Source organism: Sphingomonas sp. 67-41, assembly GCF_001899725.1.
Classification (GTDB): Bacteria; Pseudomonadota; Alphaproteobacteria; order Sphingomonadales; family Sphingomonadaceae; genus Sphingomonas; species Sphingomonas leidyi.
The window spans coordinates 40,047-66,849 of the sequence record NZ_MKWJ01000032.1 but is presented as its reverse complement, the minus strand read 5'-3'; the positions used below and the strand labels follow the sequence as shown (position 1 = coordinate 66,849).

At 69.3% G+C, this 26,803-nt stretch carries 23 protein-coding genes and 1 tRNA gene; 11 read left to right on the top strand and 13 right to left on the bottom strand.

Going from position 1 to position 26,803, the window contains the following annotated elements; all coding sequences use genetic code 11:
* Nucleotides 1–22 precede the first annotated feature (22 nt).
* Complete coding sequence (locus tag BGP17_RS22490; protein ID WP_286713695.1) at nucleotides 23–1,078, top strand: alginate lyase family protein; 1,056 nt, start codon at nucleotides 23–25, stop codon at nucleotides 1,076–1,078.
* A gap of 44 nt (nucleotides 1,079–1,122) precedes the next feature.
* On the top strand, nucleotides 1,123–1,323 hold the full coding sequence (locus BGP17_RS22485) for a hypothetical protein (protein ID WP_167301361.1): 201 nt from the start codon (nucleotides 1,123–1,125) through the stop codon (nucleotides 1,321–1,323).
* Here BGP17_RS22485 and BGP17_RS22480 read toward each other — a convergent pair.
* Together BGP17_RS22480 and BGP17_RS22475 are read right to left on the bottom strand one after the other, a co-directional pair.
* A complete protein-coding gene (locus tag BGP17_RS22480; RefSeq protein WP_286713694.1) occupies nucleotides 1,307–2,554 on the bottom strand; it encodes an MFS transporter in 1,248 nt (415 codons plus the stop codon). The genes BGP17_RS22485 and BGP17_RS22480 overlap by 17 nt on opposite strands.
* On the bottom strand, nucleotides 2,551–3,954 hold the full coding sequence (locus BGP17_RS22475; RefSeq protein WP_167301363.1) for a glycoside hydrolase family 30 protein: 1,404 nt from the start codon (nucleotides 3,952–3,954) through the stop codon (nucleotides 2,551–2,553). Before BGP17_RS22475 ends, BGP17_RS22480 begins: the two co-directional genes overlap by 4 nt.
* Before the next feature lie 317 nt (nucleotides 3,955–4,271).
* Between BGP17_RS22475 and BGP17_RS22470 the strand changes: the two genes are divergently transcribed.
* Nucleotides 4,272–5,258 carry a cupin-like domain-containing protein gene (locus tag BGP17_RS22470; protein ID WP_286713693.1) on the top strand — a complete coding sequence of 329 codons (987 nt, stop codon included), beginning with the start codon at nucleotides 4,272–4,274 and terminating at the stop codon, nucleotides 5,256–5,258.
* A gap of 41 nt (nucleotides 5,259–5,299) precedes the next feature.
* Here the strand turns inward: BGP17_RS22470 and BGP17_RS22465 are convergent, their stop codons facing one another.
* The 5 genes from BGP17_RS22465 to BGP17_RS22445 form a co-directional block, all read right to left on the bottom strand.
* Nucleotides 5,300–6,811 (bottom strand): tryptophan halogenase family protein, encoded by a 1,512-nt coding sequence (locus BGP17_RS22465; RefSeq protein ID WP_286713692.1) that lies wholly within the window; start codon nucleotides 6,809–6,811, stop codon nucleotides 5,300–5,302.
* 86 nt (nucleotides 6,812–6,897) lie between these two features.
* Nucleotides 6,898–8,841, bottom strand: coding sequence for a glycoside hydrolase family 3 protein (locus tag BGP17_RS22460; RefSeq protein WP_286713691.1), 1,944 nt, complete (start codon nucleotides 8,839–8,841; stop codon nucleotides 6,898–6,900).
* Between the two features lie 117 nt (nucleotides 8,842–8,958).
* Complete coding sequence (locus tag BGP17_RS22455) at nucleotides 8,959–11,826, bottom strand: TonB-dependent receptor (protein WP_286713690.1); 2,868 nt, start codon at nucleotides 11,824–11,826, stop codon at nucleotides 8,959–8,961.
* Nucleotides 11,827–11,986: 160 nt separating this feature from the next.
* Nucleotides 11,987–13,090 carry a LacI family DNA-binding transcriptional regulator gene (locus BGP17_RS22450; protein ID WP_286713689.1) on the bottom strand — a complete coding sequence of 368 codons (1,104 nt, stop codon included), beginning with the start codon at nucleotides 13,088–13,090 and terminating at the stop codon, nucleotides 11,987–11,989.
* Nucleotides 13,091–13,154: 64 nt separating this feature from the next.
* The gene (locus tag BGP17_RS22445) at nucleotides 13,155–13,622 is read right to left on the bottom strand and encodes an Lrp/AsnC family transcriptional regulator (RefSeq protein ID WP_286713688.1); all 468 of its coding nucleotides are present in this window, start codon (nucleotides 13,620–13,622) and stop codon (nucleotides 13,155–13,157) included.
* Nucleotides 13,623–13,746: 124 nt separating this feature from the next.
* On the opposite strand from BGP17_RS22445, the gene BGP17_RS22440 reads away from it, so the two are divergent.
* Both BGP17_RS22440 and BGP17_RS22435 read left to right on the top strand, forming a co-directional pair.
* Nucleotides 13,747–14,814: a Glu/Leu/Phe/Val family dehydrogenase gene (locus tag BGP17_RS22440; protein WP_286713687.1), complete on the top strand. Its 1,068-nt coding sequence runs from the start codon at nucleotides 13,747–13,749 to the stop codon at nucleotides 14,812–14,814.
* Nucleotides 14,815–14,817: 3 nt separating this feature from the next.
* A complete protein-coding gene (locus BGP17_RS22435) occupies nucleotides 14,818–15,051 on the top strand; it encodes an ACT-like domain-containing protein (protein WP_286713686.1) in 234 nt (77 codons plus the stop codon).
* On the opposite strand, the gene BGP17_RS22430 is transcribed toward BGP17_RS22435, so the two are convergent.
* On the bottom strand, nucleotides 15,048–15,677 hold the full coding sequence (locus tag BGP17_RS22430; RefSeq protein ID WP_286713685.1) for a TetR/AcrR family transcriptional regulator: 630 nt from the start codon (nucleotides 15,675–15,677) through the stop codon (nucleotides 15,048–15,050). The two genes, BGP17_RS22435 and BGP17_RS22430, sit on opposite strands and share 4 nt — an antisense overlap.
* Nucleotides 15,678–15,766: 89 nt before the next feature.
* Here BGP17_RS22430 and BGP17_RS22425 point away from each other — a divergent pair, with 89 nt between their 5' ends.
* The 6 genes from BGP17_RS22425 to BGP17_RS22400 are packed head-to-tail and all read left to right on the top strand — an operon-like array spanning nucleotide 15,767 to nucleotide 24,667.
* Nucleotides 15,767–17,236 (top strand): efflux transporter outer membrane subunit, encoded by a 1,470-nt coding sequence (locus tag BGP17_RS22425; protein WP_286713684.1) that lies wholly within the window; start codon nucleotides 15,767–15,769, stop codon nucleotides 17,234–17,236.
* Complete coding sequence (locus BGP17_RS22420; RefSeq protein ID WP_167301371.1) at nucleotides 17,229–18,374, top strand: HlyD family secretion protein; 1,146 nt, start codon at nucleotides 17,229–17,231, stop codon at nucleotides 18,372–18,374. Before BGP17_RS22425 ends, BGP17_RS22420 begins: the two co-directional genes overlap by 8 nt.
* An 11-nt stretch (nucleotides 18,375–18,385) precedes the next feature.
* Nucleotides 18,386–19,915, top strand: a complete 1,530-nt coding sequence (locus BGP17_RS22415) for a DHA2 family efflux MFS transporter permease subunit (RefSeq protein ID WP_286713683.1) — start codon at nucleotides 18,386–18,388, stop codon at nucleotides 19,913–19,915.
* Between the two features lie 51 nt (nucleotides 19,916–19,966).
* The gene (locus tag BGP17_RS22410) at nucleotides 19,967–20,299 is read left to right on the top strand and encodes a hypothetical protein (RefSeq protein WP_286713682.1); all 333 of its coding nucleotides are present in this window, start codon (nucleotides 19,967–19,969) and stop codon (nucleotides 20,297–20,299) included.
* Between the two features lie 54 nt (nucleotides 20,300–20,353).
* Nucleotides 20,354–21,481: an efflux RND transporter periplasmic adaptor subunit gene (locus BGP17_RS22405; RefSeq protein WP_167301374.1), complete on the top strand. Its 1,128-nt coding sequence runs from the start codon at nucleotides 20,354–20,356 to the stop codon at nucleotides 21,479–21,481.
* Between the two features lie 3 nt (nucleotides 21,482–21,484).
* The gene (locus BGP17_RS22400) at nucleotides 21,485–24,667 is read left to right on the top strand and encodes an efflux RND transporter permease subunit (RefSeq protein WP_286713681.1); all 3,183 of its coding nucleotides are present in this window, start codon (nucleotides 21,485–21,487) and stop codon (nucleotides 24,665–24,667) included.
* A 74-nt stretch (nucleotides 24,668–24,741) separates the two neighbouring features.
* On the opposite strand, the gene BGP17_RS22395 is transcribed toward BGP17_RS22400, so the two are convergent.
* From BGP17_RS22395 to infA, 5 genes are all read right to left on the bottom strand, one after another.
* Nucleotides 24,742–24,817 (bottom strand) — tRNA-Phe (locus BGP17_RS22395).
* Between the two features lie 30 nt (nucleotides 24,818–24,847).
* A complete protein-coding gene (locus BGP17_RS22390) occupies nucleotides 24,848–25,033 on the bottom strand; it encodes a DNA gyrase inhibitor YacG (protein ID WP_286713680.1) in 186 nt (61 codons plus the stop codon).
* A 1-nt stretch (nucleotide 25,034) separates the two neighbouring features.
* Nucleotides 25,035–25,997 carry a ribonuclease gene (locus BGP17_RS22385; RefSeq protein ID WP_286713679.1) on the bottom strand — a complete coding sequence of 321 codons (963 nt, stop codon included), beginning with the start codon at nucleotides 25,995–25,997 and terminating at the stop codon, nucleotides 25,035–25,037.
* On the bottom strand, nucleotides 25,990–26,559 hold the full coding sequence (locus BGP17_RS22380; RefSeq protein WP_167301441.1) for a Maf family protein: 570 nt from the start codon (nucleotides 26,557–26,559) through the stop codon (nucleotides 25,990–25,992). The genes BGP17_RS22385 and BGP17_RS22380 overlap by 8 nt, the downstream gene beginning before the upstream one ends.
* 13 nt (nucleotides 26,560–26,572) lie before the next feature.
* The gene (gene infA, locus BGP17_RS22375) at nucleotides 26,573–26,791 is read right to left on the bottom strand and encodes a translation initiation factor IF-1 (protein ID WP_003049127.1); all 219 of its coding nucleotides are present in this window, start codon (nucleotides 26,789–26,791) and stop codon (nucleotides 26,573–26,575) included.
* Between the last annotated feature and the right edge of the window lie 12 nt (nucleotides 26,792–26,803).

Sequence of the window (26,803 nt, the reverse complement as noted above, 5' to 3'; positions counted from 1 at the left end):
CCCTTTTCGAAGAGGCCGCCCGATGAAACTGCTTCTCTCCAGCGCGGTCGCCCTGCTGGCGTTCGGCGGCCTTCCCGCCCGCGCCCAGGGCCATGCGATCCTCGACGCCGGTTTCGCCAGGGCAGTGGCGCCGGACGATCCGGTCGCACGCCGGATACGCGGCCGGGCGGGCGCCGCGCTCGAGCGTCCGCCGGGGGCGATCCCGCAGCTCCACACCGAAGGGACGCTGCCGGGCAAGGGCATCCGCGAGATCAGCCTCACGGCCAAGCAGGACCAGGGGATCGTCCTCGCCCTGGCGCTCGCCTGGCGGTTGACCCGCGAGCGGCGCTATCTCGACCAGGCCGCGCGCTATCTGGAGAATTGGGCGGACGTCTATCGGATGTCGTTCAACCCGATCGACGAGACCGGGTTCGATACGCTGCTGCTCGCCACCGACCTGACCGAGGCGGACCTGCCCCCCGCGCTGCGCGGCAAGCTGGATGCCTTCTGGCGGAAGATGGCGGCGGGCTATCTCGACGCGATGGATGCCGGCCCGAGGAACGCCAACACCAACTGGCAGAGCCACCGCATCAAGCTGGCGACCATGGCCGCGTTCCAGACGGGCGACGCCATGCTGATCGCCCGGGCGCGGGCGGCGTTCCGCAACCAGGTCGGCGCGAACATCCAGGCCGACGGATCGGTGTTCGACTTCCACGAGCGGGACGCGCTGCACTATGTCACCTATGATCTCGACCCGCTGCTGATGGCGGCGCTCGCCGCCCGTGCGCATGGCGAGGACTGGTATGGCTGGAAGAGCCCGTCGGGTTCGAGCCTGGCCGGCGCGCTCGCCTGGCTGGAGCCCTATGCCACGGGGGAGAAGACGCATGTCGAGTTCGTCCGTTCGCGGATCCAGTTCGATCGCGATCGGGCAGCGGCCGGGCAGAAGGAATATGCGCCGCATCCCTGGGATCCGGGCAATGCAGTGAACACCTATGCGCTCGCCCGGCTGCTGGCCCCCGGCTATCGTGCCTTCGCCGCGAAGCTTGCCGAGCGCACCGGGCGCCAGCCGGCCGACTGGATCGTGCTGCTGGCCCGCTAGGCGGCACTGGACAGGGATCGCTCCGTCTGGCTATCCGCCCGCAAATGCCAGTCATTGCCACCGTCATGAATTCGACCACCGGCCAGCCGATCCAGAAGATGCGCTTCGGCCGCATGCCCAAGCCCTGGGCCTCGTTCACTCTCGAAAACGGCGAGCTGGTCGCGATCGACCGCGTCGATATCGGCAAGCCGGCGCCGGGCAAGGTGGTGGTGCCGGTCTCCGTCTGGGTCACCCCGAAGAAATAGGCGGGCGCCGCGCCGCCCAGGCGAAGCCGGCCACATAGAGATAGGCAAGGGCAGGCACCGCAAAGGCCCAGCCCAGCCCGGCCGTGTCGGCGACGCCGCCGGCGATCAGGGGCAGCGCCGCGCCAGGGCCGACCGCGAGGACGAGCAGTCCCGAAGTCGCCGCAGCGGGCGCGCCGGAGCGTTCGAGCGTGAGCGCGAAGATGGTCGGGAACATGATCGAATTGCAGAGCCCCACCGCGAGCAGGCACCACGCGCCCGATCGTCCGGGCAGCGCCAGCGACGCGAGGCAGAGCGCGGCGGCGGCGAGCCCCGCCAGCAAGAGCAGCCGCGGAGCCGGCACGAAGCGCAGCAGCCAGCTGCCGACGAAGCGCCCCACCAGCGCGCCGCCCCAATAGAGATTGGCGACCCAGGCACCCGCCACGTCGAGCGGCAGGCCGAGGGTATGGGCCTGGGAGAGATAGAGGATCAGCGTGCTGCCGATCGTCACTTCGGCGCCGACATACAGGGCGATGCCGAGCGCGCCGCGCAACGCCCAGCGCGAGCACAGCGCGGCGAACGCGCCGCCGGCGGCGGGCGGCTCCGGCATCGCCGCGGCGGCGATCGCGCGGCGTGCGGCAATGGCCAGCACGGCGAGACCGGCGACCAGCAGCGCCATCACCAGATAGGCCTGCATCATCGCCGCGATGCCCGCGCTGCGCTCTGCCGCGGAGCGGAGCGGCTCGGGCGAGTGGAACACCGCGCCCGCCAGCACGAAGCGCGCGCCGAAATGCACGCCGCAGACCACGCCGAGCGCGTTGAACGAATGGGCGAGGGTGAGCCGGTAATGGCTGCGCTCGGGCGGGCCCAGCGCGGCGGCGAGCGGATTGGCGGCAACCTGGAGAAGGGTCACGCCGCTCGCCAGCACGAAGATCGCGGCGAGCACCACTGCGAAATCGGGCAGCCGGCCCATGCCCTGCATCGTCAGGCATCCGCCCGCCATCACGGCGAGCCCGGCCAATATCGTCCGCATCGCGCCGAACCGGGCGAGCATCGCCGCGGCGGGGAGCGACAGCAGGAAGAAGGCGACGAACGAAGCGATCTGGGTGAGCAGCGCCTCGGTATAGCCCAATCCGAACACCCGCCGCGCCGCCGCGATCAGCGGATCGTTGTTCGCGCAGACGAAGCCCCAGCCGAAGAACAGCGCCGTCACGCTTGCAAAGGCGAAGCGCGTCGGGGCGGCGGATGCGCTCAACGCGGCTTTCGCCAGCGGAAGGTCGCGGCGCCGTGCGAGGCGAGGCGATAGGTGAAGCGGCGCCCCTCGGCCGTCACGTCGACGTCCCTCGCGGCGGCGGCGGCATTGAACGCGATCAGTACCCGGGTGCCGTCGGGATTGGCATAGGCAACCGTCTCGATCCCGTCCGGCGTGCTGGTCGCGTCGATCCGCCAGGCGCCGGGGCGGACGAAGCGCGAGGCCTGGCCCAGTGCATAATATTCGGGATTGCGGGTGATCGCGCCGGTCTTGCTGTCGATCGTCACCACGCCGCGGCAATCACCGCAGCCGCCGAGATGGGGGCCGTGATTCTCGTCGAGCGCCAGGTTCCACATCAGGACGCCGCGCGCCCAGTTGCGCGGGGCGCCCATCACCAGCGTGCGCAGCGTCCAGCTCCAGCTGTCCGCCCATGGGCCCGACCAGTTGCCGCCCGAGCATTCGGTGAAGAACACGTCCTTGTCCGGAAAGGCGTCGCGCACCCTGGTCTGGGCCGAGACGTCGCCGCCATAGCAATGCCAGGCCACGCCCGCGACATGGCGGCTGGCGGCGGGATCGGCGAGGACGCCAAGCGGATGCTCGGGCTTGTCCCAATTATGATCCCAGTCGAGGATCTTCGTTCCCAGCCCCATCCGCGCGAATTCGGGGCCGACATGGTCGCCGATGATCCGGGCGCGCTGCGCGGCGGAAAGGCGCATGCCGGGATAATTCTCCGGCTCGAAATCGGGTTCGTTCTGGATGCTCAGATAGTCGATCGGGCCGATCTCGGCGGCAAAGGCCTGGACGGTCTTGCCGAGATAGCGGGCGAAGGGGGCATAGGCGCGTTCGTTCAGCGTGCCCTTCACCAGCGAATCGGTCGACTTCATCCAGCCCGGCGCGCTCCAGGGCGAGATCATCACCGCCAGCCGCGGATTGATCGCGCGCGCGGCGCGGGCGGTGGGGAGCACGTCCTGCTTGGCGGGCGCGATCGAGAAATGCGCGAGGTCCGGATCGGCCCCGCCCTTCGCCACGTCGTCATAGCTATAGTGCGAGCGCGAGAAGTCCGAGGCGCCGATGGTCAGGCGGGTGAAGGCGAAGCCCAGGCCCTCGCTGCCGAACAGCTCGCGGAGCAGGGCGCCGCGCTGCCGGGGATCGAGCCGGTGCTGGATCAGCCAGGCCGAGGCATCGGTGATCGCCGCGCCGAAGCCGACCATCCGCTGCTGGCGCTTGCCCGGATCGACCGTGATCGCGGCGCCGGCACCGCGCCGGAGCGGGAGCGAAGGCTGTTTCGCCAGCAGTGCCGATTTGTCGGGCAAGGTGAGCCAGACCTCCACCTGCGGTCCGGAGGCGGGAACGGGCGCCGCGGCCGTGGCGGCCAGCAGGGCGAGGGCGGGCAGGATGCGCATCATGTCTCTCCTCATCGCAGGATCGGGAAGCTCGTGGGGATGGGCGGCAGGGCGTGCCCTGGCGCATCGACGCGGAGGGGCGGGTTGTTAGGGCGCATCGACATAAGTATTTGATATTTATGGAAACTAGGCTTCCATTTCGTCATCCCCGCGCAGGCGGAGATCCAGGGTGGCGCAGGATGTCGAAGCCATTGTGCGAACGCCCTCCTGAGAGCGCCGGGCTTGGCCGCGCGCGCTCCGCCCTTGGCCCTGGATCCCCGCCTGCGCGGGGATGACGGTTGAAGGGATATGGGCTCTTGACCTAGGCTCGTCAGGTCATGAACCCCATTCGCCTCTGGCACGACGTCACGCCCGCCAGGTTCCAGGAGATCCGCGCGGCCGGCGAGCCCGCGGTGATGAAGGGACTCGCCGCCGACTGGCCGTTCGTGCGCGCTGCGGACGCCGCCGCCTATCTGCGCGCGATGGCCTTGCCCGGCACGGTGCAGTACATGCGCGCGCCGCCCGATATCGAGGGGCGCATGCATTATGGCGCGACGATCGGCTCGCGCAATTTCACGCGCGAGGAAGCGCTGTTCGCGGCCTTTCTCGACCGGCTGGCCGAGCAGTCGGAAGCGGATCGGCCCGAGGCGCTGGCGCTGCAAGGCTTGCCCGCGCCGCAGCTGATGCCCGGCTTCGCCGAAGCCAATCCGATGGCGCTCGTTCCCGGCGTCTCGCCGCGCCTGTGGATCGGCAACGCGGCCAAGGTGGCGATCCATCACGATCCGACCGAGAATATCGCCGTGGTCGGCGCCGGCCGCCGCCGCTTCACGCTGTTCGCGCCCGAGCAGGTGGGCAATCTCTACATGGGGCCGTTCGACCCGACGCCCGCCGGCGTGCAGGTGAGCATGGTCCATCTGACCGCGCCCGATCACGCGCGCTATCCGCGCTTCGCGGTGGCGATGGCGGCGGCCCTGGTCGCCGAGCTCGATCCGGGCGACGCGATCTACATCCCCTATCAATGGTATCACCATGTCGAGGCGCTCGACCGCTTCAACGTGCTGGTGAATTATTGGTGGGATCCGGTGCCCGACGCTTCGCCCTGGGAAGCGATGATGCACGGGTTCGTGAGCCTCAGGAGCTTGCCGCCCGACCAGCGCCGCGCCTGGCGGGCGATGTTCGATCGCTATGTCTTCCTGGTGGACGGCGATCCCGGTGCGCACCTGCCGCCCGAGGCGCGCGGGGTGTTCGGGGCCACATCGCCCCAGGCGATCGCGCAGATGCGCGCGATGCTCTTCGACGGCCTGCGCAAGCGGCTGCGGCGCTGAGAGCATGTCGATCCTTTCCCGGAGGTCGGGAGGGGTGCGGGCTAGGCAGCACATGTCTTGGCCACGAACTCGGCATGGTCCGGCATCAGGCCCACGCAGCGGGCGATCACGCGCTGGATGTTGCCTAGATATTCCTCGACCTGCGCTTCGGGCTTGATGTCGACCAGCGGGTCGTAGCCGCGCGGGATCACGCCCTGGCCGAGGAACACCTGGATCCAGCTTTCCTCGGTGAACAGCTCGTCGTCCTCGCGGAAGATGCGGCCGTTCGCGGCGAACAGGTCGATCTTGCGCTGGAGCGTGTCGGGCACTTCCATGTCGCGGCACTGGCGCCAGAAGGCCGTGTCGTCGCGGCTGGTCGCCTTGTAGTGGAGGATGATGAAGTCGCGGATCCGCGCATATTCGAAATCGGTCTGGCGATTGAACTCGGCGATCGTCGCGGGATCGAAGCCGCGATCGGGCAGCAGCCGGACGAGGCGGATGATCGTGGACTGGATCAGGTGGATGCTGGTCGATTCGAGCGGCTCGAGAAAGCCCGAGGCGAGGCCGACCGCGACGCAGTTCCGGTTCCAGATCTGCCGGCGCTTGCCAGTGGTGAAGCGCAGCTTGTTGGTGTCCGCGAGCTGCGCGCCGTCGAGATTGGCGAGCAGCTGGGCCTCGGCCTCCTCGTCGGAGATGTGCGCGCTCGAATAGACATGGCCGTTGCCGGTGCGATGCTGGAGCGGGATGCGCCATTGCCAGCCGGCGGTGCGCGCGGTGGCGCGGGTATAGGGGGTGAAGGGTTCGGTTCGCGCGCAGGGCACGGCGATCGCGCGGTCGCACGGCAGCCAGTGCGTCCAGTTCTCGTACCCGGTCTTCATCGCCTGCTCGATGATCAGGCCGCGAAAGCCCGAGCAGTCGATGAACAGGTCGGCGGCGATCGTCTCGCCGTCCGCCATGGTCACCGATTCCACGAAGCCGTCGTCGCCGCGCAGCGTGACGTCCGCCACCTTGCCCTCGCGCCGCGTGACGCCGTGCGCCTCGGCATAGCCGCGCAGATATCGGGCGTAGAGCCCGGCATCGAACTGGAAGGCATGGGCGATATGGCCGATCGGGCTCTCGGCCATCTTGGGATCGGCGCGCATGAACTTGTTGGCGCGCGCGGCCGCGCTGTTGATCGAGTAGGCGGAGAAGTCCGCGGCGCGGCCCATGGCGCGCATCTTCAGCCAATATTGGTGGCAGCGCAGCCAGCCCAGGTCCTGGCCGATCACGCCGAAGGAATGGAAATAGGCGTCGCCCCTGTGCGCCCAGTCGACGAACTCGATGCCCAGCTTGAAGCTGCCCTGGGTGCGGCGGACGAAGTCGTTCTCGTCGAGTTCGAGCAGCTCGTTGTATTTCTTGATCGCCGGGATGGTGGCTTCGCCGACGCCGACCGTGCCGATCTCCTCGCTCTCGATCAGCGTGATCTCGTACAGCCCCTGGAACAGCTTGCCGAGCAGCGCGGCAGTCATCCAGCCCGCCGTGCCGCCGCCCACGATCAGGATGCGCTTGATCTGCTGCATGGTGCGCCCGTCCATCCCCTCTTCTCGTAACCCCGGCCTTGCATCTGCGGCCCCAAGCTTGCCTCCCGGCGGACCCCGGAACAAGTCCGGGCGCCGGGTGGTCAGCAGGCCGTTGGCACCGCCGGCTCCGGCAGCGGCCCGGTGCGGCCCGGCTTCGCATAGCTGAGCCCATAGCCGCGGGCGAACTGGACGATGCTCGCCGGATCCTCGCCGGTCGAGCAGGCCGAGCCCGGCCAGGCGAAGGAAAGGCGGCCGGCGAAGTCGTGGCGCCCGCCGACCAGCAGGTCGGCCAGGCCCTCGCCCTCGGTGCCCGGCAGGAAGGCGGCGACGAACGCGTCGGACAGGTTTATGAGGTCGTTGGCATAGGCCGGGCGCCCCGAATAGAGCACCGAGACCACCGGCACCCCCTTGCCCGAGACGCGCTGGAGCACCGCCAGGTCGGCGGGGTGGAGCGCGCTGTGCGCCGCCGGCTTCGGTGCGCGGACGTCGCCATTATACTCGGCATAGGGCGTCTCGCCGATCACCGCGACCACGGCGTCGAACTTGCCGGGATCGACGTCCCTGGCGTCTTCCGAGAAGGTGACGTTCGCGGCGCCGAGCGCGTTGCGCAGCGCCGCCAGCAATGTGGTGCCGCCCTTGAAATCGGCATTCCTGTTCTCGGTGCCCTGCCAGGTGAGCGACCAGCCGCCGGTCTGGTTGGACAGGCTGTCCGCGCTGGCGCCCACCACCAGCACGCGCTTGCCCGCCGCCAGCGGCAGCGCGCCCTGGTTCTTGAGCAGCACCACCGACTTGCGCACCGCTTCGCGGCCGAGCTCGCGCGCGGCGAGCGCATCGGCCTTGCCGGCAAAGGCGCCGGCGTTCGGGTTGCGATCGAACAGCCCGGCGCGCAGCTTGACCCGCAGGATGCGAGTCACCGCATCGTCGATCCGCGCCATGGCGATGCGGCCCTCGCGCACGTCCGCCGCGGTGTTGGCGATGAACGCCTTCCAGTCGTCGGGCACCATGATCATGTCGATCCCGGCATTGACCGCCTGGGGGCAGTGATCCTTGGTGCAGCCCGGCACCTGCTGGATGCCGTTCCAGTCGGAGACGATCAGCCCGTCAAAGCCCAGCCGGGCCTTGAGCACGTCGGTCAGCAGCTCGCGGCTGCCGTGCATCTTGCCGTAATCCTTGCCGGCGGCGGTGTCGTTCCAGCTGCTGTACGAGACCATCACCGTCTGTACCCCTGCGTCGAGCGCGGGATAATAGCCGGCACCGTGCACCTGGATCATATGGGTGCGGGCGGCGCGGTTCTCGCCCTGGTCGATGCCGTCGAAGGTGCCGCCGTCGCCCAGGAAATGCTTGGCGGTGGCGATCACGTCGCCGTCGCCGGTCAGGCCGCCCTGCAGCCCGTGCACCATCGCGCGCGAATAGGATGCGACGATCGCCGGATCGCTCGAATAGCTCTCATAGGTGCGGCCCCAGCGGCGGTTCTCGCCCACCGCCAGCGTGGGCGCGAACACCCAGGAGATGCCGGTGGCGCGCACCTGGCGGGCGGTGGCGCGGCCGATCCGCTCGACCAGCGCGGGATCGTGCGCGGCGCCCAGGCCGATATTGTGCGGGAACAGCGTCGCCCCCGCGACATTGCCGTGGCCGTGCACTGCGTCGGTGCCCCAGATCACCGGCACCCGCACCGCCATGTCGGTGGCCATCGAGGCGCGGTAATAGGCGTCGGACAGCGCGGTCCAGTCGGTGACGGCGGCATCCTTCCGCATCCCCGGCCAGGCGCCGCCGCCGTTGAGGACCGATCCGATATAGTGACGGCGCACCTCGTCCGGCGTGATCGAGCGGATGTCCGCCTGGGTCATCTGTCCGATCTTCTGCTCGAGCGTCATGCCGCGCACGATGGTTGCGATCCGCGCCTCCATTGCCGCGTCGGGCGCGGTGGGGGAGCGGAGCGCCGGCCAGTCCTGGCCGTGCCAGAGCAGGTCGCCGCCCGGCGCGGTGCCGGCGCAGCCCGCCAGCAGGGGGAGGATCAGCCAGAGCCCGGATCGCAGAGCTTTCATCGCGTTACTCGTTCACTTGGGGCCGCGCGCGGGCCGCGGGGAAAGAAAAGGGGAGGTGCCGGCCATGACCGTGCACCTCCCCTCGAACACCCGGCGGGTCGACCCGGGGGGAGGAAATCAGAAGCGGTAGTTGAACCCGAGCAGGAACTGCCGGCCGTATTTCTCATAGGTCTCGGGCAGCGGCGTGCCGTCGGTGGTGTGCGTGCCGCCCGTGTCCAGCCCCAGCCGCGTGCGATAGGGCGAGTCGGTCAGGTTGCTGACCTGGAGCAGCACGCCGAGGCCCTTGAGCGCCGAATTATCCGGGAAGGTATAGCCGATCTGGGCGTCGAGCTGCCGGTCCGCGAGGATCTCGGTATAGCCGCGATTGGTGAACAGCTGCACCGTCTCGCCCTTGAAGGCCGAGCGGAAGCGATAGCTGGCCCGTGCCTGGAAGCCCCATTTCTCGAAATAGCCGGTGACGTTGTAGACGGTGCCGGACAGGCCCGGGATGCGCACCACGTCGTTGTTGTCCGTCGGGTTGAGATCGGATTCGGTGTAGGAATAGCTGCCGGTGAACCCGAAGCCGTCCAGCGCCGGAATGATGCGCCCGATCTCGATCGCCCCGCTGACTTCGATGCCCTTCAGATTGCCGCCCGGCCCGTTGGCCGGCATCGTCACCTGCCCGATCGAGCTGATGTTGACGTTGGGCGGGATCTGGTTGGTCGGGATCGGCAGACCCTGGAAGTCGATCGCGAAGTTGCGGTTGTAGATATAGTTGTCGAGCCATTTGTAGAAGCCGGCGACGCTGATGTAGGTCGCCTTGCCGATGTACCATTCATAGGCGACGTCCAGCGCCTTGGCCCGCCAGGGCTGGAGTTTCGGGTTGCCGCCGGTCGCCGACCAGGGATTGACCGTGCTGCCCGGCGCGCAGGGCGGGTTGCCGCCGCACGGATTGACGTTGAAGCTCGGCGTGAAGTTGGCGCGCATATCGTCCATGCGCGGGCGCGCCAGCACCTTGGACGCGGCCAGGCGGATGCGGTGGCCGCCGCCCAGGTCGTAGATCAGGTTCGCGCTGGGCAGCACGTCGGTATAGTGCATCGTCTCGAAGACCTGCGACAGCGCGATCGGAGTCAGCGTCTGGTTGATCCGCAGGCCCGACGAGGACTGGAACTGCTCCACCACCTGCACGCCGACATTGCCGCGCAGCCGACCCCATTCGATGTTCGCCTTCGCCTTCCAGCTGATGACGTCTTCCTTGATCTTCCACGTCTTGTCGAAGTGGTTGGCGTCCTCCAGCGGGGTCTTGTTGTAATAGGTGTCGAGCGCCGCGGGCACGTTCCAGGCGATCACGTTGCCGAAGCCGACAAAGTCGAGCGAAGTCGGGTCGAGCAGATATTGCGAGCCGACCGGCACCTGCGCGCGCCCGTTCTTCAGGTTGAGATCGAGTTCGTCGACGGTCTTGTGCTTGTTGCGCTGCGTGTAGTTCACGCCGATCTCGATGTTCCGGAGGAACCCGCCGATCTCCCGGCTCAGCATGAAGTCGACGGCGCCCAGCTCTTCCTTGACGTGCGGCGACTTCATCAGGCCGTCATGGCCCCAGCCGCCCCAGGGCGCGCGATCGCCGAGCGAGACCTGGCTGGCATTCGCATAGTCCAGGCCGAAGCCATAATGCGGGAAGGCGCCGTCGATCGGGAACGAGAAGTCGTAATTGTCCATGGTGCGGGTCTGGAACGGGCCCGCGCCATAGCCGCCATAGGTCTCGATATAGGTCTCGTCGCGCTTGTTGGTCGAATAGCTCAGGTCGGCGACGAAGCGCGTGCGCTCGTCGAGCTGGAACTCGTTGTTGAGCCCTGCCGAGAACAGCTCGTCCTTGCGCTCGTTATAGTCGTTGCGCAGGATCGGAACGGCATTGGTGACGTGCCCGGAGGTGCCGATCGCCGAGCCGCCCAGCTGGGTGGTGCCGATATTGGAGAAGGTCGCATTGTCCGCCCAGCCGTTCGAGAACCACTGTGCGCCGCGGATCACTTCCTTCTGCTTGAAGCGCGAATAATAGACGTCGAGCACGCTGTGGACGCTGTCGCTCGGCTTCCATTCGAGCGTGCCCATCACGCCGTCGCGCTGGTTGCGGCGGCTGGTCGCCCAGGCTTCCTGCCCGTTGAGCTGCAGCGCGTTGTCGGCGGAATCGGGCGTGACGGTGTTGGGGCTGCACGGATTGGTGGGCGTCGGCTGGCAGATGTTGCCAAAGGCTTCGTAGCCATAGGCCTTGTAGTGATCGACATGGCTGGGCGAATCGAGATGCGCATAGCCGAGCGACCAGCCGAGCGTGCCGGCGGCATTCTGGTCGATATAGCTGAGCGTGCCGCGCCAGCCCCATTTGGAGATGTCGGCGTTGCGGCCGCCATCCGCGTCGAGCTCGCCGCGAAGGTTCATCGCGATCGCGCGCTTGCCATAGGCGAGCGGGCGCACCGTGCGCAGGTCCGCACTGCCCGAAAGGCCCATGCCGGCGATGGCGGCGTCCGGCGTCTTGTACACGACGACGCTCGACAGCAGCTCGGCCGGATACTGGTCGAACTCGACGGCGCGGTTGTCGCCCGAGCTGGCCTGTTGGCGCCCGTTGAGCAGCGTGGTGGTGAAGTCCGGCGCGAGGCCGCGGATCGAGATCACCTGGGCGCGGCCGTTGACCCGCTGGGCGGCGAGGCCGGGCAGGCGGGCGATCGATTCGGCGATGGAGACGTCGGGCAGCTTGCCGATGTCCTCGGCCGATACCGCTTCGACGATCGAGGCCTGGTCGCGCTTGATGTTGATCGAATTCTGCAGGCCGGCGCGCAGGCCGGTCACGACGATCGTGCTCTCCTCGGCCGGCACCTGGTCCTGCCCGGCCCGTGTGGCGCCGTCCTGCGCCCAGGCCTGGGCTGGCAACGTTGTCGCCAGAGCCAGCGTCGAAATCGTGAGCCCGAGATTGCTCTTGGCGCGCTTCATAGCGCGCGCATGCGGACGCTCCGCCATTGCCTCTTCCCCTCTCATAGCAAGCGGCCGTTATCGACCGTCTCTGTCCCCATTGGGCGCCCCGTGAAAACTGGAAGCGCTTCCAATTGGTATCATCGCGTCGCGCGAAATTGTCAACGCGTTACAGAAAACGCTTACGAAGGAGCTCGATACGGTGCGTTCAGCCGCGCGGCGGAGCGACGGATTCGCGCAGGACGAGATGGTGATCGATCGTATCGAAGCCCGGCGTGCCGGTGCCCTGGCCGCGCAGCAAGGTCTCGACCAGGCGCTCCACCGCGCGCGCCGCGATGCGGCGAATCGGCTGGTGGATGGTGGTGAGCGGCGGCCAGATATAGGCGGCGACCGGCGCATCGTCGAAGCCGACCACCGATAGGTCCCCGGGCATGGCCAGGTGCATGCGGTGCGCGGCGAACATCGCGCCGACCGCCATGTCGTCATTGGCGCAGACGATCGCGGTGGGGCGGTCGGGGCCGGCCAGCAGCGCCTCGGCCAGTTCCACGCCGGAGCGGAAGCTGAAGTCGCCGCGCAATGCCGTCACCGCGCCTTCGTCGAGCCCCGCTTCGGCGAGCGCGCGCAGGAAGCCGGCGAAGCGCGTCTCCGCGGCGAGATGGCCCTCGATCCCGAGCATGTAGCCGAAGCGGCGATGGCCGGCGGCGACGACGTGATGGGCGATCTCATAGCCCGCCGCCGCCTCGTCGAACCCGACGCCAGGCAGCAGCGCGCGTACTTCCTCGCTGGGCGAGATGCAGACCACCGGGCAGCCCTGGGCGATCAGCCGGCGGGCGAGCTCGACATCGGCGGAGAGCGGCGGCGACAGGATCAGCCCGGTGCTGCGGCCCGAGGCGAACAGCTCGATCAGCCGGTCGTCGCGATTGTCGTCCTCGATATGGATGTTGAAGGTCGAAAGCTCGAACCCGGCCGCCGCGGCCGCGCGCAACGCGCCCAGCTCGATCGCGGCGAAATAATAGGAATTGGGCGGCGCGTCGCGCGCATTGCAGTTGATCAGGGTAAGCGTGTTGCTCGCCCGGCTGGCGAGGTTGCGCGCCTGCGGATTGACTCGATAGTCGAGCGCCTCGACCGCGCGCATCACCCGGTCGCGCATCCTGTCGCTCACATGCGCCTGGTCGTTGAGCGCCCGCGACACGGTGGCCCGGCCGACACCGGCGAGCGCCGCGACGTCGTCGATCGTCGGCGGCCGTCCGTTCCGGCCGGTTTCCGTGCCGCTGGCGCCCGATATCGGCGGTGATTTGGAAAGGGATGACATTTCTAGAAGGGAATGGGTGGCACAGGCGCTGGCGAAGCGGCAACCCAAAATGCGCGCCGTCCGGCTAGGGAATCGGCAGCGCCGTCGTCGCCTTCACTTGCGAAAGCGCGACGGTGGAGTTGATCTCCTGCACGCCGGGCAGTTTGGAGAGCCTGGTGAAGAAGAAACGCTCATAGGCCTCGATATCGGCGGCGACGATGCGCAGCATGAAGTCGAACACGCCCATCAGCACATAGGCTTCCAGCACCTCCGGAAAGGAGCGGATCGCCGCGGCGAACTCGTCGAGATTGGCGCGGCCATGCGCGTTCAGCTTGATCTGCGCGAAGATGTGCGCGTTGAGCCCGATCTTCTGCCGGTCGACCAGCGCGACGCGCCGGGTGATGACGCCTTCCTTCTCCAGCCGGTCGACGCGGCGCCAGCAGGGCGAGCTCGACAGGCCGACCATCTCGCCGAGTCTGGCGGTGGGCATCGACGCATCTTCCTGGAGCACCTGCAGGATCCTGCGTTCGAACGGATCGAGTTCAGTAGGCAAATCTGTTCTCCAGATGCGCATATTTGGGTGAAATCTTGCTGACAATGCAGCATGGGCCGCAAAGAAGGCAACATTATCCTGCGAGTCCATGGAAGAGTCGTCTCCGGATTTCAGGAGCGCTTTCATGGTCGATACCCCGCAAGTTACCGCCACCCCGCCGGAGAGCGTGCATGTGCTGCGCGACGCCGAGAGCGGGCTGGACGGGGTGATCGTGCTCCACTCCACGCGCCGCGGCCCCGCGGCGGGCGGGTGCCGGCTGTGGCGCTATGGCGACCATGCCGCGCTGGTCGGCGACGCGATGCGGCTGGCCGAGGGCATGACCTTCAAGAATGCGATGGCCGACCTGCCGTTGGGCGGCGGCAAGGCGGTGCTCAACCTGCCCGATGGGGAATTCGACCGGTACAGGCTGTTCGCCGCGTTCGGCCGGGCAGTGGCGCGGCTCGATGGGGATTACGTGACGGCCGAGGATGTCGGCACCAGCGTCGCGGACATGGAAGCGGTGCGCGGCCAGACCCGCCATGTCGCCGGCCTGCCGCCGCGCGGTGGCAGGCCCGGCGGCGATCCTTCGCCCTGGACCGCGCGCGGCGTGTTCCTGGCGATGGAGGAGGCGGCGCGGCGCCAGCTGGGCAGCGAATTGCGCGGGCTGCGCGTCGCGGTGCAGGGCCTCGGCCATGTCGGCTCGGCGCTGTGCGGCATGCTCCATGAAGCGGGCGCCCGGCTGGTCGTAGCCGAGCCGCGGCCCGGCATCGCCGCGGATATCGCCTGCCGCTACGATGCGGAGATCATGGGGCGCGACAGCATCCTCGATGCCCGCTGCGCCATCTTCGCACCTTGCGCGCTGGGCGGCGTGATCGACGAAGCGGCGGTCCGCCGGCTGCGTGCGCATGTCGTCTGCGGCGCCGCGAACAATGTGCTCGCCACGCCCGAGGATGGCGACCGGCTCGCCGATCGCGGCATCCTCTATGCGCCCGACTATGTCGTGAACGCCGGCGGGATCATCAGCGTCGCCGGGGAATATCTCGGCTGGAGCGCCGATGAAGTGGCGGCGCGCGTCCATGCGACCGGCTTGCGGCTCGGCGCGGTGCTGGCCCATGCCGGGCGCGAGGGACTGGCGCCACACCGTGCCGCCGATGCGCTGGCCCGCGCGCGGATCGTCGCGGCATCGGCGGCGCCGGCGCGCGAGGCCGCCTGAGTCATGCGCCTGGACATCGTCGGCGAAGCGAGCGCCGCGCTGCTGTGCCGGCTGCTCGGCCTGGCCGCGCAGCACGACCTGACGCCGCCCGAAATGGAAGTGCGCCTGACCGGGGACGGCATGGCCGTGCGGCTCGACCTGGGTGGCCTGGACGGGCCGCCCGGCAGGATCGTGGCGGAGAAGATGCTTCGCTGCATCGGCGTCGAGGCGGTGGCGCTCGACGGGGCGGCGCTCTAGCCGGGCGCGAAGGCACGCAGGAACACTTCGGCCATCTGCGCGGCTTCGTGGTCGCGTTCGGCCGCCGACAATTCCTGTCCCCAGATCATGCGCTGCTGCACGCCGAGGCAGAGCGAGGCGAGCACGCGCGCCGCGAACAGCGGGTCCGCGCGGCGGAGCGTTCCCGCATCCATCGCGCGCTCGAGAAAGCCGGCGAGCAGCTGCTGGGTGGGCATGGGGGCGCGGCGATAGAAGATGTCGCCGATCTCGGGAAAGCGGCTGACTTCCGAGGCGATCAGCCGGTGCAGCCGCAGCCCGTCGGGCGACGAGATCTTGGCGATGAAGCCCCGGCAGAATTGCAGCACGGCGGCGCGCACGTCCTCGCCGGGCTTGAGCACATCGGCGAGCTGGCCGCGATATTCCTTGGTCGCATCGTCGAGCACGGCGGCGAACAGCTCTTCCTTCGACGGGAAATAGCTCCACAGCGTCCCCTTGGAGCCGCCGAGCTCCGCCGAGATCGCCGACATCGAAGCGCCGGAATAGCCCTGGTCGAGGAACACGCGCTTGGCGATCGCCAGGATCGCCTCGCGCCGTTCCTCCTTGCGCGCCTCGCGCTTGCCGGACGGCCTATCCAGTATTTTTTCCATAACCGTACTATAGGGTACGATTACGGGTTGACAAGATGGCGGTCCGCGCCCATCTGCCGCGCCGTACCCGACAGTACGGTATTTAAATCATGATCCGATTCTCCCTTCGTCCGTTGCTGCTCGCCGCGACTGCCGGGGCCGCGCTGCTTTCCGCCTGCGCGCCGGTGCCGCAGCTCGGCGCCCGCCCCGAGGTGCGCGCGGCGGCCGCCTATGCCGCCGACCAGTCGCTGGCCGTGCGGGCGGATGCCGCGAACTGGCCCGCCAATGACTGGTGGAGCGCCTATGGCGACGCGCAGCTGAACGGGCTGATCGCCGAGGGGCTGGCCGGCTCGCCCGATCTCGCCGCCGCCGCCGCGCGCCTGCGCTCCGCCCAGGCCTATGCCCAGCAGGCCGGCGCCGCGCTGCTGCCGTCGGTGGGCGTCCAGGCCGGAGCGACCGAGGGCAAGCAGAGCTACAATAACGGCATCCCCGCCGCCTTCGTGCCCAAGGGCTGGAACGACAGCGGCCAGGTCGCGGCGAACCTGAGCTTCGATCTCGACCTGTGGGGCAAGAACCGCGCCTCGCTCGCCGCCGCCACTTCGGATGCCGAGGCGGCGCGGATCGAGCTGGAGCAGTCGCGGCTCGTGCTTTCGACCAACATCGCCAGCGCCTATGCCGATCTCGCCCGTCTCGCTTCGCAACGCGCGGTCCAGGCCAAGGCGCTCGCGCTGCGGACCCAGACGCAGAAGCTGGTGAGCGACCGGGTGACCAACGGGCTCGATACCCGCGCCGAGCTGAAACAGGCCGACGCCGCGGTGCCCGCCGCCCGCGCCGATCTGGCGGCCACCGATGAGGCGATCGGGCTGACCCGCAACCGCATCGCCGCCCTGCTTGGCAAGGGGCCGGACCGCGGGCTGGCCATTGCGCTGCCCGCCGGCCCGGCCGGCGCACACGGGCTTCCGGCGGGCGTCACCACCGACCTGATCGGCCGCCGCCCGGACATCGCCGCCGCCCGCGCCCGGGTCGAGGCCGCGGCGAGCCGCATCAAGGTGGCGCGCGCCGATTTCTATCCCTCGATCAACCTCAGCGCGCTGATCGGTTTCCAGGCCTTCGGGCTCGACAATCTGTTCAAGAGCGGATCGACCTATGGTTCGGTCGGCCCGGCGATCAGCCTGCCGATCTTCCGGGGCGGGCAGCTGGCCGGCCAGTACAAGGGCGCCCGCGCCGGCTATGACGAGGCGGTCGCGACCTATGATTCGACCGTGACCACCGCCTATCGCGAAGTCGCCGATGCGGTGACGAGCAAGAACGCCCTCGTCACCCGGCTTTCCGAGAGCCGCCAGGCGCTCGCCGATTCCGAGGCCGCCTATGCGATCGCCCGCCAGCGCTACGAGGGCGGCCTGTCGACCTTCCTCGACGTGCTGACCGCCGAGCAGGGCGTGCTGCAGAACCGCCAGATCGTCGCCGATCTCGAGGCGCGGGCGTTCACGCTCGACGTCCAGCTGGTCCGCGCGCTGGGCGGGGGCTTTTCCACCGACATCGCGGCCGCCGCCGCAACCAAGGACTCGACCCATGGCTGACGCCGAACCCCAGATCCATGTCGCGAACGCCGAAGCGGCGCCCGCCAAGCCCAACCTGCGCCGGCGGCTGCTCACCGGCATCGCCGGCGCGGTGCTGATCGCCGGCATCGGCTATGGCGGCTGGTACGTGCTGGTCGGCAGCCACTATATCAGCACCGACAATGCCTATGTCGGCGCCGACACGGCCAGCGTCACGCCGATGGTCGCCGCGCAGGTGGCCGGCGTCGCGGTGTCCGATACCCAGGCGGTGAAGAAGGGCGATGTGCTCGTCCGGCTCGACGACAGCGATGCGCGGATCGCGCTCGCCCAGGCCGAGGCGGATCTCGCCAAGGCCCGCCGCCAATACGGCCAGACCTCGGCCACCAGCGCGGCGCTCGCCGCGCAGGTCCAGGCCCGCGGCGCCGATATTTCCCGAGCCCGTGCCCAGCTCGTCGCCGCCGAGGCGGATTACGAGAAGGCGCGGGTGGACCTCGCCCGGCGCCAGCGCCTCGCCCCCAATGGTGCGGTGTCGGGCGAGGAGCTCACATCGGCGACCAACGCCTTCTCCTCGGCCAAGGCCAATCTGGAGCTGGCGCGGGCGGGCGTGGCCCAGGCCAATTCGACGCGCGGCGCCGCCAGCGGCGAGCTTGCCGCGAACAATGCGCTGATCAGCGGCACCACCGCCAATTCGGCACCGGAAGTGCTTTCCGCCCAAGCCAGGGTGGCGCAGGCGCAGCTCGATCTCGATCGCACCGTGATCCGCGCGCCGATCGACGGCGTGGTGACGCGCCGCAACGTCCAGGTCGGCCAGCGCGTCGCGCCGGGCGCGCAGCTGATGCTGGTCGTGCCGGTGGGCCAGCTCTATGTCGACGCCAATTTCAAGGAAGGCCAGCTGACCCGCGTGAAGGTCGGCCAGCCGGTGACGCTCAAGTCCGACCTTTATGGCGGCGGCGTCGAATATCACGGCAAGGTCGTCGGCCTGTCGGGCGGCACCGGTTCGTCCTTCGCGCTGATCCCGGCGCAGAACGCCACGGGCAACTGGATCAAGGTGGTCCAGCGCCTGCCGGTGCGCGTCGCGCTCGATCCCAGGGAGCTTGCCGAGCACCCGCTCCGGGTCGGCCTTTCCATGGACGCCGAGATCGACGTCTCGAAGAACTGAGGACGGCTGCGATGAACGGCAAGACCGAGACGGCGGCGCCCCTGACCGGGCTGCCGCTGATCCTCGCGGGCGTGGTGCTCGCGCTGACCAATTTCATGGTGGTGCTCGACACCACCATCGCCAACGTCTCGGTCCCGCACATTTCGGGCAGCCTCGGCATCTCGGGCAGCCAGGGGACGTGGATCATCACCTCCTATGCCGTGGCGGAGGCGGTGTGCGTGCCGCTGACCGGCTGGCTCGCCGGGCGCTTCGGCACGGTGCGCACCTTCACCTTCGGGATGATCGGCTTCGGCGTCTTCTCCGTCCTGTGCGGCCTGTCGACTTCGCTCGGCATGCTCGTCGCCTGCCGTATCGGCCAGGGGCTGTGCGGCGGCCCGCTGATGCCGCTGTCGCAGACGCTGCTGATGCGCATCTTCAAGCCCGAGCAGCGCGCCCAGGCGATGGGCGTCTGGTCGATGACCACCGTCGTCGCGCCGATCCTGGGCCCGATCCTGGGCGGCACGATTTCGGACAGCTGGTCGTGGCACTGGATCTTCTTCATCAACATCCCCGTCGCCGCCCTTTGCGCGTTCGGCGGCATGCGGCTGCTCTCCAGGGTCGAGACGCCGACGAGCAAGCTGCGCGTCGACCGGGTCGGGCTGATGCTGATGCTGCTGTGGATCGGCGCGCTGCAGATCATGCTCGATCTCGGCCGCGAGCATGACTGGTTCAACGACCGCACGATCGTGGTGCTCGGCGTGACCGCGCTGATCGGCTTCCTGGTCTTCCTGGCCTGGGAGGGGACCGAGGACCAGCCGATCGTCGACCTGCGCGTGTTCCGGCACCGGGGCTTCACCGTGGCGGTGCTGTCGCTGGCCCTGGCCTTCGGGACCTTCTTCTCCTCGGCAGTGATCATCCCGCAATGGCTGCAGACCAGCATGGGCTACACCGCCACCTATGCCGGCTATGCCACTGCCTTTACCGGCGTGGCGGCGGTGATCATGTCGCCGATCGTCGCCAAGCTGACGAACAAGGTCGATCCGCGCGCGCTGGTGTGCTTCGGAATCCTCTGGCTCGGCTTCACTTCGCTGCTGCGGGTCCAGTGGAACAGCCAGGCCGATTTCTGGAGTCTCGCCTTCCCGCAGATGCTGCAGGGCATCGGCATGCCGTTCTTCTTCATTCCGTTGACCACGCTGGCGCTGGGCTCGGTGCAGCCGCAGGAAACGGCATCGGCCGCAGGCGTGATGGCGTTCCTGCGGACGATGGCGGGCGCGATCGGCACGTCGGTATCGACCACCGCCTGGGACGACAGCGCCCGCGTGGCGCGCAGCGAGATCGCCTCGCGGCTGAACAGCGACGGCACCGTCGATGCGATGGCGGCGCAGGGCTTCTCGCTCGACCAGGCGCGGCTCGCGATCGCGCAGCTGGTCGACAAGGAAGCCTTTGCGCTGGCGACGAGCCACATATTCCTGCTCTCCGCCTTCGTCTTCGCCGGCGCGGCGATGATCATCTGGCTGACCCCGCGCCCGAAGCGGGCAGTGGGGGCGGGCGCGGCGCATTAGGCCCGCCATCAGGCGCTTACACCGGCGCGCGGATGTGTTAGGGACAGCGCGATGCGCCTGTTGCTGCCCGTCATTGCCTGTCTGATGCTGGTGATCACCAGCCTGACGACGGTCGCGCACGCGACCGAGGCGCCGGAGCGGCACCTCACCACGATCGAGATCGAGGGCTGGCACGCCCCCGGCGATGCCGATGAAGTGCCGGCCGATCCCGACAAGAACTATCCGCATCACCATTCGACCTGCCACGGCCATGACCTCGCCGCGCCGGTGAAGGCGCCCGCGGCGCCCCGTGCCCATGGCGGCACCCGGCTGTCCTGGCGCATGGCCAGCGCCGAGCTTGCCGCGCGCATCGCCGACACGCCGCTCAGACCACCGATCGCCTGACACCGGCCTCCGCGCCCTTCGCGGCGCGTCTGTCCCTGTCAGGAGTTCAAGTTCATGCATCGAATCGCAGCGGCGCTTTGCGTCGCGACGCTCATTGCCGGTTGCGGCGCGCCAGCGCCCCAGCCGGAAAACAAGACTGCCGAGGCGCATGCCGAAGGCACCGCCACGCTCACCGCCGAACAGATCGCTTCGGCCAACATCACGCTGATCCGGCCCGGCCGGGGCGGCGCCGGGGCCGCGATCGAGGCGCCCGCCCTGCTCGAGAGCGATCCGGACGCCACTCGGGTGGTCGCGGCGCCGCTCGAAGGGCGCGTGATCGCGCTCGTCCGGAACCTGGGCGATGCCGTCCGCCGGGGCGATACGCTGGCGGTGATCGAGAGCCGCCAGGCCGCCGGCCTCCAGGCCGAGGTGGAGAAGGCGCGGACCCGGCTGGAACTCGCCCGCAAGACGCTGGCGCGCGACGAGGCGCTCTATGCGCGCGGCTTCCGCCCCCTGCGCGAAGTCGAGATATCGCGCGCCGCCGCCGAACAGGCGGAGACGGATGTCAGGCTGGCGCGCCAGCAGGTCGCGGCCTCGGGCGTGCGCGGCGGCAGCCTCAACCGGATCGTGATCACCGCGCCGATCGCCGGCCGCGTCGTCGCGCGCAGCGCCGTGCCCGGCCAGATGTTCACCGCCGATGCGGCGGAGACCGAATTGTTCCGGATCGCGGCGCTGGAGCGGCTCAGCGTCGCCCTGTCGATCGCGGCCGGCGATGCCGCCCGGGTGCGGCCCGGCAATCCGGTCGAAGTGACCGCGGCGGGGCGCACCGCCATGGCGCGCGTGCGTTTCGTCGCGCCGGCGCTGGATCCGCAGACGCGCCTCGTCCGGGTGATCGCCGATCTCGACAATCGCGGCGGCCAGTGGCGCGCGGGCGAGCCGGTGCAGGCGCGGATCGAAGTCGCAGGGGCGGGCGGCGCCCCGCTGATGGTGCCGGCGACGGCGGTGCAGACGGTGGAGAACCGCCCCGTGCTGTTCGTGCGGACGCCGCAGGGCTTCCGGACCCGGCCGGTGACGCTCGGCGCCCGCGACGGCGCGATGGTCGCGATCCTTGCCGGCCTTTCGGACGGCGAGCAGATCGCCGCCACCAACACCTTCACGCTCAAGGCCGAGCTCGGCAAGGGCGAAGCGAGCCATGAGGACTGAGCCATGATCGCCCGCATCGTCAACTGGGCGGTCGACAAGCGCTGGCTTGTCCTCCTGCTCACCGCCATCGCCGCCGTGATCGGCGCCGCCGCCCTGTATCGCCTTCCGATCGACGCGGTGCCGGACATCACCAACAACCAGGTCCAGATCAACGTCCGCGCGCCCGCGCTCTCGACCGAACTGGTCGAGAAGCAGGTCGCCTTTCCGATCGAGACCGCGCTCGCCGGCATTCCCGGCCTCGAATATACCCGCTCGCTCAGCCGCAACGGCTTCGCGCAGGTGACGGCGGTGTTCACCGACGCCACCGACATCTATTTCGCCCGCGCCCAGGTGAACGAACGGCTCGCGGGCGTGCGGGAAGGGCTGCCCGACGGCGCCGATCCCGAACTGGGGCCGATCGCCACCGGCCTTGGCGAAGTCTATATGTGGACGGTCCGGCTCGATCACCGGGCGGACGACAAGCATCAGCCCGGCGAGCCCGGGATGCAGCCCGACGGCAGCTACATCACCCCCGAGGGCGAGCGGCTGGCAACGGAGACCGACAAGGCGACCTATCTGCGCACTGCGCAGGACTGGATCGTCACCCCGCTGCTCAAGAACGTGCCGGGGCTCGCCGGCATCGATTCGATTGGCGGTTATGCGCGGCAGATCCTGGTCATTCCCGACGTGGCGAAGCTGGCGGCGCTCGGCCTGACGCTCACCGATCTGGCCACGGCGATCGAGCGCAACAACACCAGCAGCGGCGGCGGCTTCGTCGATCGCAACGGCGAGGGGCTCGCGGTGCGCGCCGACGCGCTGGTGCGGGGCCCGGCCGAGCTGTCGCGCATCGTCGTGGCCACGCGCGCGGGGGTGCCCATCACGCTCGATCAGGTCGCGACGGTGCGGACCGGGCAGGCGGTGCGCATGGGATCGGCGTCGGAGAACGGCACCGAAGTGGTGGTCGGCACCGCGATCATGCGGATCGGCGAGAACAGCCGTACGGTGGCGACCGCGGTGGCGGACCGGCTCAAGTCGATCAACGCCTCGCTGCCGCCCGACGTGGTGGTCCAGCCGGTGCTCGATCGCACGGCGCTGGTCAATTCGACGATCCGCACGGTGGCGCGCAACCTGAGCGAGGGCGCGCTCCTCGTCATCGTCGTGCTGTTCCTGCTGCTCGGCAATTTCCGCGCGGCGCTGATCGCGGCCGCGGTGATCCCGGTCACGATGCTGCTCACCGGCTTCGGCATGCTGCGGCTGGGCGTGTCGGCCAATCTGATGAGCCTCGGCGCGCTCGATTTCGGGCTGATCGTCGACGGGGCGGTGATCATCGTCGAGAACGCCCTGCGCCGCCTCGCGGAGCGCCAGCACGAAGCCGGGCGGCCGCTCGATCGGGCCGAGCGGCTGGAGACGGTCTCCGCCGCCGCGCGCGAGATGATCCGGCCTTCCGTCTATGGCCAGGCGATCATCATGCTGGTCTATGTGCCGCTGCTCACGTTGAGCGGTGTCGAGGGCAAGACCTTCGTGCCGATGGCGGTGACGGTGATCCTCGCGCTCGCCTGCGCCTTCGTCCTGTCGCTCACCTTCGTGCCCGCGGCGATCGCGATCTGGCTGTCGAGGCGCGTCGAGGAGAAGGAAGGGCGCATCATCGGCTGGCTGCGCCGGCGCTACGAACCGGGCCTCGACCGCGCGATGGGCCGGCCCACCGTCACGATCGGCGCGGCGGTGGCGAGCCTGGGCGCGGCGGCGCTCGCCTTTCTGGCGCTGGGCCAGGTGTTCCTCCCGCAGCTCGACGAGGGAGACCTGCTGATCCAGGCGCTCCGCATCCCCGCCACTTCCGTCCAGCAGAGCCAGGCGATGCAGGTGCCGCTCGAACGGCTGATGGCGAAGCAGCCCGAAGTGAAGTTCGTCTTCTCCAAGACCGGCACGGCCGAGCTCGCCTCGGATCCGATGCCCCCCAACGCCACCGACATGTTCGTGATCCTGAAGCCGCGCGCCGAATGGCCCGATCCGGGGCTGCGCAAGGAAGCGCTGGTCGAGCGGATCGAGGGGCAGCTCGCGAAGCTGCCGGGCAATGCGTACGAGATCACCCAACCGATCCAGATGCGCTTCAACGAGCTGATCGCGGGCGTGCGCGGCGACATCGCGGTGAAAGTGTTCGGGGACGACTTCGCCGCGATGAACGCCACTGCCGAACGCATCGCCGGCATCCTGCGCCGCACGCCCGGCGCGGCGGACGTGAAGGTCGAGCAGACCAGCGGCCTGCCGATGCTCGACATCCGGGTGAACCGCGACGCGATGGCTCGGCTTGGCGTCACCGCGCAGGATGTGCAGGATCTGGTCGCCGCCACGCTGGGCGGGCGCGAAGCCGGCATGATCTTCGAGGGGGATCGCCGTTTCCCGGTGGTGCTGCGGCTCTCCGAGGCGCAGCGCGCCGATTTCGAGGCGCTGGCCCGGCTGCAACTGCCCGTCGCGGGCGGTGCCTTCGTGCCGCTCGCCAGCGTCGCGGATATCCGCGTTGTCGACGGTCCCAACCAGATCAGCCGGGAGAATGGCAAGCGGCGCGTCGTCGTCCAGGCGAACGTGCGCGGGCGCGATGTCGGCGGCGTGGTCGCCGATGCGCGCGCCGCGATCGAGCGCGAGGTGCGGCTGCCCGCCGGCAGCTATCTCCTATGGGGCGGCCAGTTCGAGAATCTCGCCTCGGCGCGCGATCGGCTGGCATTGGTGATCCCCGCCTGCTTCGCGCTGATCCTGTTGCTGCTCTACGGCGCGCTCGGTTCGGCGCGCGATGCGGCCATCGTCTTCACCGGCGTGCCGCTCGCGCTGGTGGGCGGCGTGCTCGCGCTGTTCCTGCGGGGCATGGACTTCTCGATTTCGGCCGCAGTCGGCTTCATCGCCTTGTCCGGCATCGCAGTGCTCAACGGGCTGGTGATGGTCTCCTCGATCCAGGATCTGGTCCGCGCGGGCGTGGCGCGGGCGGAGGCCGCCAGGGCGGGGGCGATGCAGCGCCTGCGGCCGGTGGTGATGACGGCGCTGGTCGCCAGCCTCGGCTTCGTGCCGATGGCGCTCGGCCATGGCGCGGGGGCGGAAGTGCAGAAGCCGCTGGCGACCGTCGTGATCGGCGGCCTGATCTCGGCGACCTTGCTCACCTTGTTCGTGTTGCCGGCGCTCTATGCCCGGTTCGGGCAGCCGTCGCGCGACGCGGCATGAGACGGGCGGCGCGGGGCCGCGAACGCGGCTCCGCGCACGTCAGCGCCGCGGGTGATGGTTCGCGATGGAAGAAGTGGTGCCCGGGGACGGAGTCGAACCGCCGACACTGCGATTTTCAGTCGCATGCTCTACCAACTGAGCTACCCGGGCATGCCCGGCGAGTGCCGGGGAGCGCGCCTCTTAGTCGCGCGAATCGGTGCTGTCCACCCCCGAATGCGCATGGGGATCCACGCGCTCGCCGGGAATGCGATAGCCCTCGCCCAGCCATTGCAGCAGGTCGCGGTCCTTGCAGCCGCGGCTGCAGAAAGGCTTGTTGTCGATATCCGTCGGCTGGCCGCAGACGGGGCAGGTATCGCTCTTCGCCATTTCACTCCTTCGCGCCGGTTCCGTCGCCGGCGGACGTGAACCTGGTCACGCCGCCGATCCGCCGCGCCAGCTCCGCGGTCCAGCCGGGTTGCTGGGCGAGGCGGCGTGCGACGTTCCTGGTCACCATATGGGTAGTCGGGGGCGGCGGGGGAAGCCGTTCGATCCGCCTGAGCTCGGCCCGCGTCTCGGCGCCGAGCGGATCGGCGCGCAGCAGTTCGGGCAGCGAAGGCCGAGTGCGGCGGCGGACGATCTGGAGGAAGCCGAAGCCGTTCACCGCGGTCCGCTCGAAGGGCTGGGGCAGGGCGGCGTCGATCGCCTCGGCCACCGCCTGGCGCGCGCCCTTTCCGGCAAGCGTGGGGAAGTCGATGCCGATCGAGCCGGCGATGCCGTGTCGCTCGATCGCCCGCGCCACCGCATGCGCGGCGGCAACCGCCAGCGGCTCGATCGGGCCGGAGCCGTCGACGTCGAACAATGCCATCGCCGGGGTGGGCGAAAGGCGCAGCGCCCCGCCCGGAAAGGCGATCTCGCCGGTGATCGCTTCCTCGATCACTTCGGACCAGCCGGCCGCTTCCAGCGCGTCCGGCTCGTGCGGGCGGAGCATGCGGAGGGGGAGGCCGGTGGCGGCGATGCGATCGAGCAGGGTGGGGCCGTCGGTGAGTTCCTCGTCGCTCGGCACCGCCTTGGGCAGCTTGGCGCGGCCCGGCTCGGGAATCGCTTCGCGAACGATCCGCACCCGCAGCTTCGCCCCCTGGGTGATCGCCTTGGGGACATGGTCGCACAGCGCCTCGCCGCCGCCGTCGAGCGCGATCAGCTTGGCCGCCTTGTCGACCAGCCTTGCATCGAGCACCGCGCCGACGCGCGGCCGGGTGCCCTCCAGCTCGATCCGCGCCTTCCAGATGCTGCCGCGCGCGACGAGCGCGGCGCGGTTCTCGCCGATTCCGGCCTCGTACAGCCACTCAGCCAAGGCTGTACCCGGCGCTCTCCAGCAGCGCGCGCGTTTCGAAGACGGGCAGGCCGACCACGCCCGAATGGCTGCCGGCGAGGTAGCGGACAAAGGCCTCGGCCTTGCCCTGGATGGCATAGCCGCCTGCCTTGCCCATGCCTTCGCCGCAGGCGACGTACCAGTCGATCTCGGCCTGGTTCAGCCGCTTGAAGGCGACGACCGTGTCCGAGATGCGGGTGCGTGCCTTGCCGTCGGCGCCGATCAGGCAGACGGCGGACAGGCAATGGTGGCGCCGGCCCGAGAGCAGGGCGAGCATGCGGCGCAGATCCGCCTCGTCCTCGGGCTTGGCGAGGATGCGACGGCCGACCGCGATGGTGGTGTCGCCCGCGAGCACGATCTCGTCCGCGGCGCGGGGCACGGCATGCGCCTTGTCGATGGCGACGCGCAGCACATAGGCGCGCGGCGTCTCGCCGGCGCGGACATTCTCGTCGACATCGGGCGCGGCGATGCGCGCGGGCTCGGCGCCGATCCGCTTGAGCAGATCGAGCCGGCGCGGCGACGTGGAAGCGAGGACGAGCCGCAAGGGCACCGCCCGCTTACTTGAAGCGATAGGTGATACGGCCCTTGGTCAGGTCGTAGGGCGTGAGCTCGACGAGCACTTCGTCGCCCACCAGCACGCGGATGCGATTCTTGCGCATCTTGCCGGCGGTATGGCCCAGGATCTCGTGATCATTTTCGAGCCGGACGCGGAACATTGCGTTGGGCAGAAGCTCAACGACCTGACCCCGCATTTCAAGCAGTTCTTCTTTGGCCAAAAATTACCTCAT

Bases quoted from the DNA above. Each gene is read 5' to 3' on its own strand.
- BGP17_RS22490 (WP_286713695.1), top strand. From the start codon at position 23: ATGAAACTGCTTCTCTCCAGCGCGGTCGCCCTGCTGGCGTTCGGCGGC.
- BGP17_RS22415 (WP_286713683.1), top strand. From the start codon at position 18,386: ATGAACGGCAAGACCGAGACGGCGGCGCCCCTGACCGGGCTGCCGCTG.
- BGP17_RS22455 (WP_286713690.1), bottom strand. From the start codon at position 11,826: ATGGCGGAGCGTCCGCATGCGCGCGCTATGAAGCGCGCCAAGAGCAAT.
- BGP17_RS22410 (WP_286713682.1), top strand. From the start codon at position 19,967: ATGCGCCTGTTGCTGCCCGTCATTGCCTGTCTGATGCTGGTGATCACC.
- BGP17_RS22440 (WP_286713687.1), top strand. From the start codon at position 13,747: ATGGTCGATACCCCGCAAGTTACCGCCACCCCGCCGGAGAGCGTGCAT.
- BGP17_RS22400 (WP_286713681.1), top strand. From the start codon at position 21,485: ATGATCGCCCGCATCGTCAACTGGGCGGTCGACAAGCGCTGGCTTGTC.
- BGP17_RS22430 (WP_286713685.1), bottom strand. From the start codon at position 15,677: ATGGAAAAAATACTGGATAGGCCGTCCGGCAAGCGCGAGGCGCGCAAG.
- BGP17_RS22485 (WP_167301361.1), top strand. From the start codon at position 1,123: ATGCCAGTCATTGCCACCGTCATGAATTCGACCACCGGCCAGCCGATC.
- BGP17_RS22460 (WP_286713691.1), bottom strand. From the start codon at position 8,841: ATGAAAGCTCTGCGATCCGGGCTCTGGCTGATCCTCCCCCTGCTGGCG.
- BGP17_RS22420 (WP_167301371.1), top strand. From the start codon at position 17,229: ATGGCTGACGCCGAACCCCAGATCCATGTCGCGAACGCCGAAGCGGCG.
- BGP17_RS22470 (WP_286713693.1), top strand. From the start codon at position 4,272: ATGAACCCCATTCGCCTCTGGCACGACGTCACGCCCGCCAGGTTCCAG.
- BGP17_RS22435 (WP_286713686.1), top strand. From the start codon at position 14,818: ATGCGCCTGGACATCGTCGGCGAAGCGAGCGCCGCGCTGCTGTGCCGG.
- BGP17_RS22475 (WP_167301363.1), bottom strand. From the start codon at position 3,954: ATGCGCATCCTGCCCGCCCTCGCCCTGCTGGCCGCCACGGCCGCGGCG.
- BGP17_RS22405 (WP_167301374.1), top strand. From the start codon at position 20,354: ATGCATCGAATCGCAGCGGCGCTTTGCGTCGCGACGCTCATTGCCGGT.
- BGP17_RS22390 (WP_286713680.1), bottom strand. From the start codon at position 25,033: ATGGCGAAGAGCGATACCTGCCCCGTCTGCGGCCAGCCGACGGATATC.
- BGP17_RS22425 (WP_286713684.1), top strand. From the start codon at position 15,767: ATGATCCGATTCTCCCTTCGTCCGTTGCTGCTCGCCGCGACTGCCGGG.
- BGP17_RS22450 (WP_286713689.1), bottom strand. From the start codon at position 13,090: ATGTCATCCCTTTCCAAATCACCGCCGATATCGGGCGCCAGCGGCACG.
- BGP17_RS22465 (WP_286713692.1), bottom strand. From the start codon at position 6,811: ATGGACGGGCGCACCATGCAGCAGATCAAGCGCATCCTGATCGTGGGC.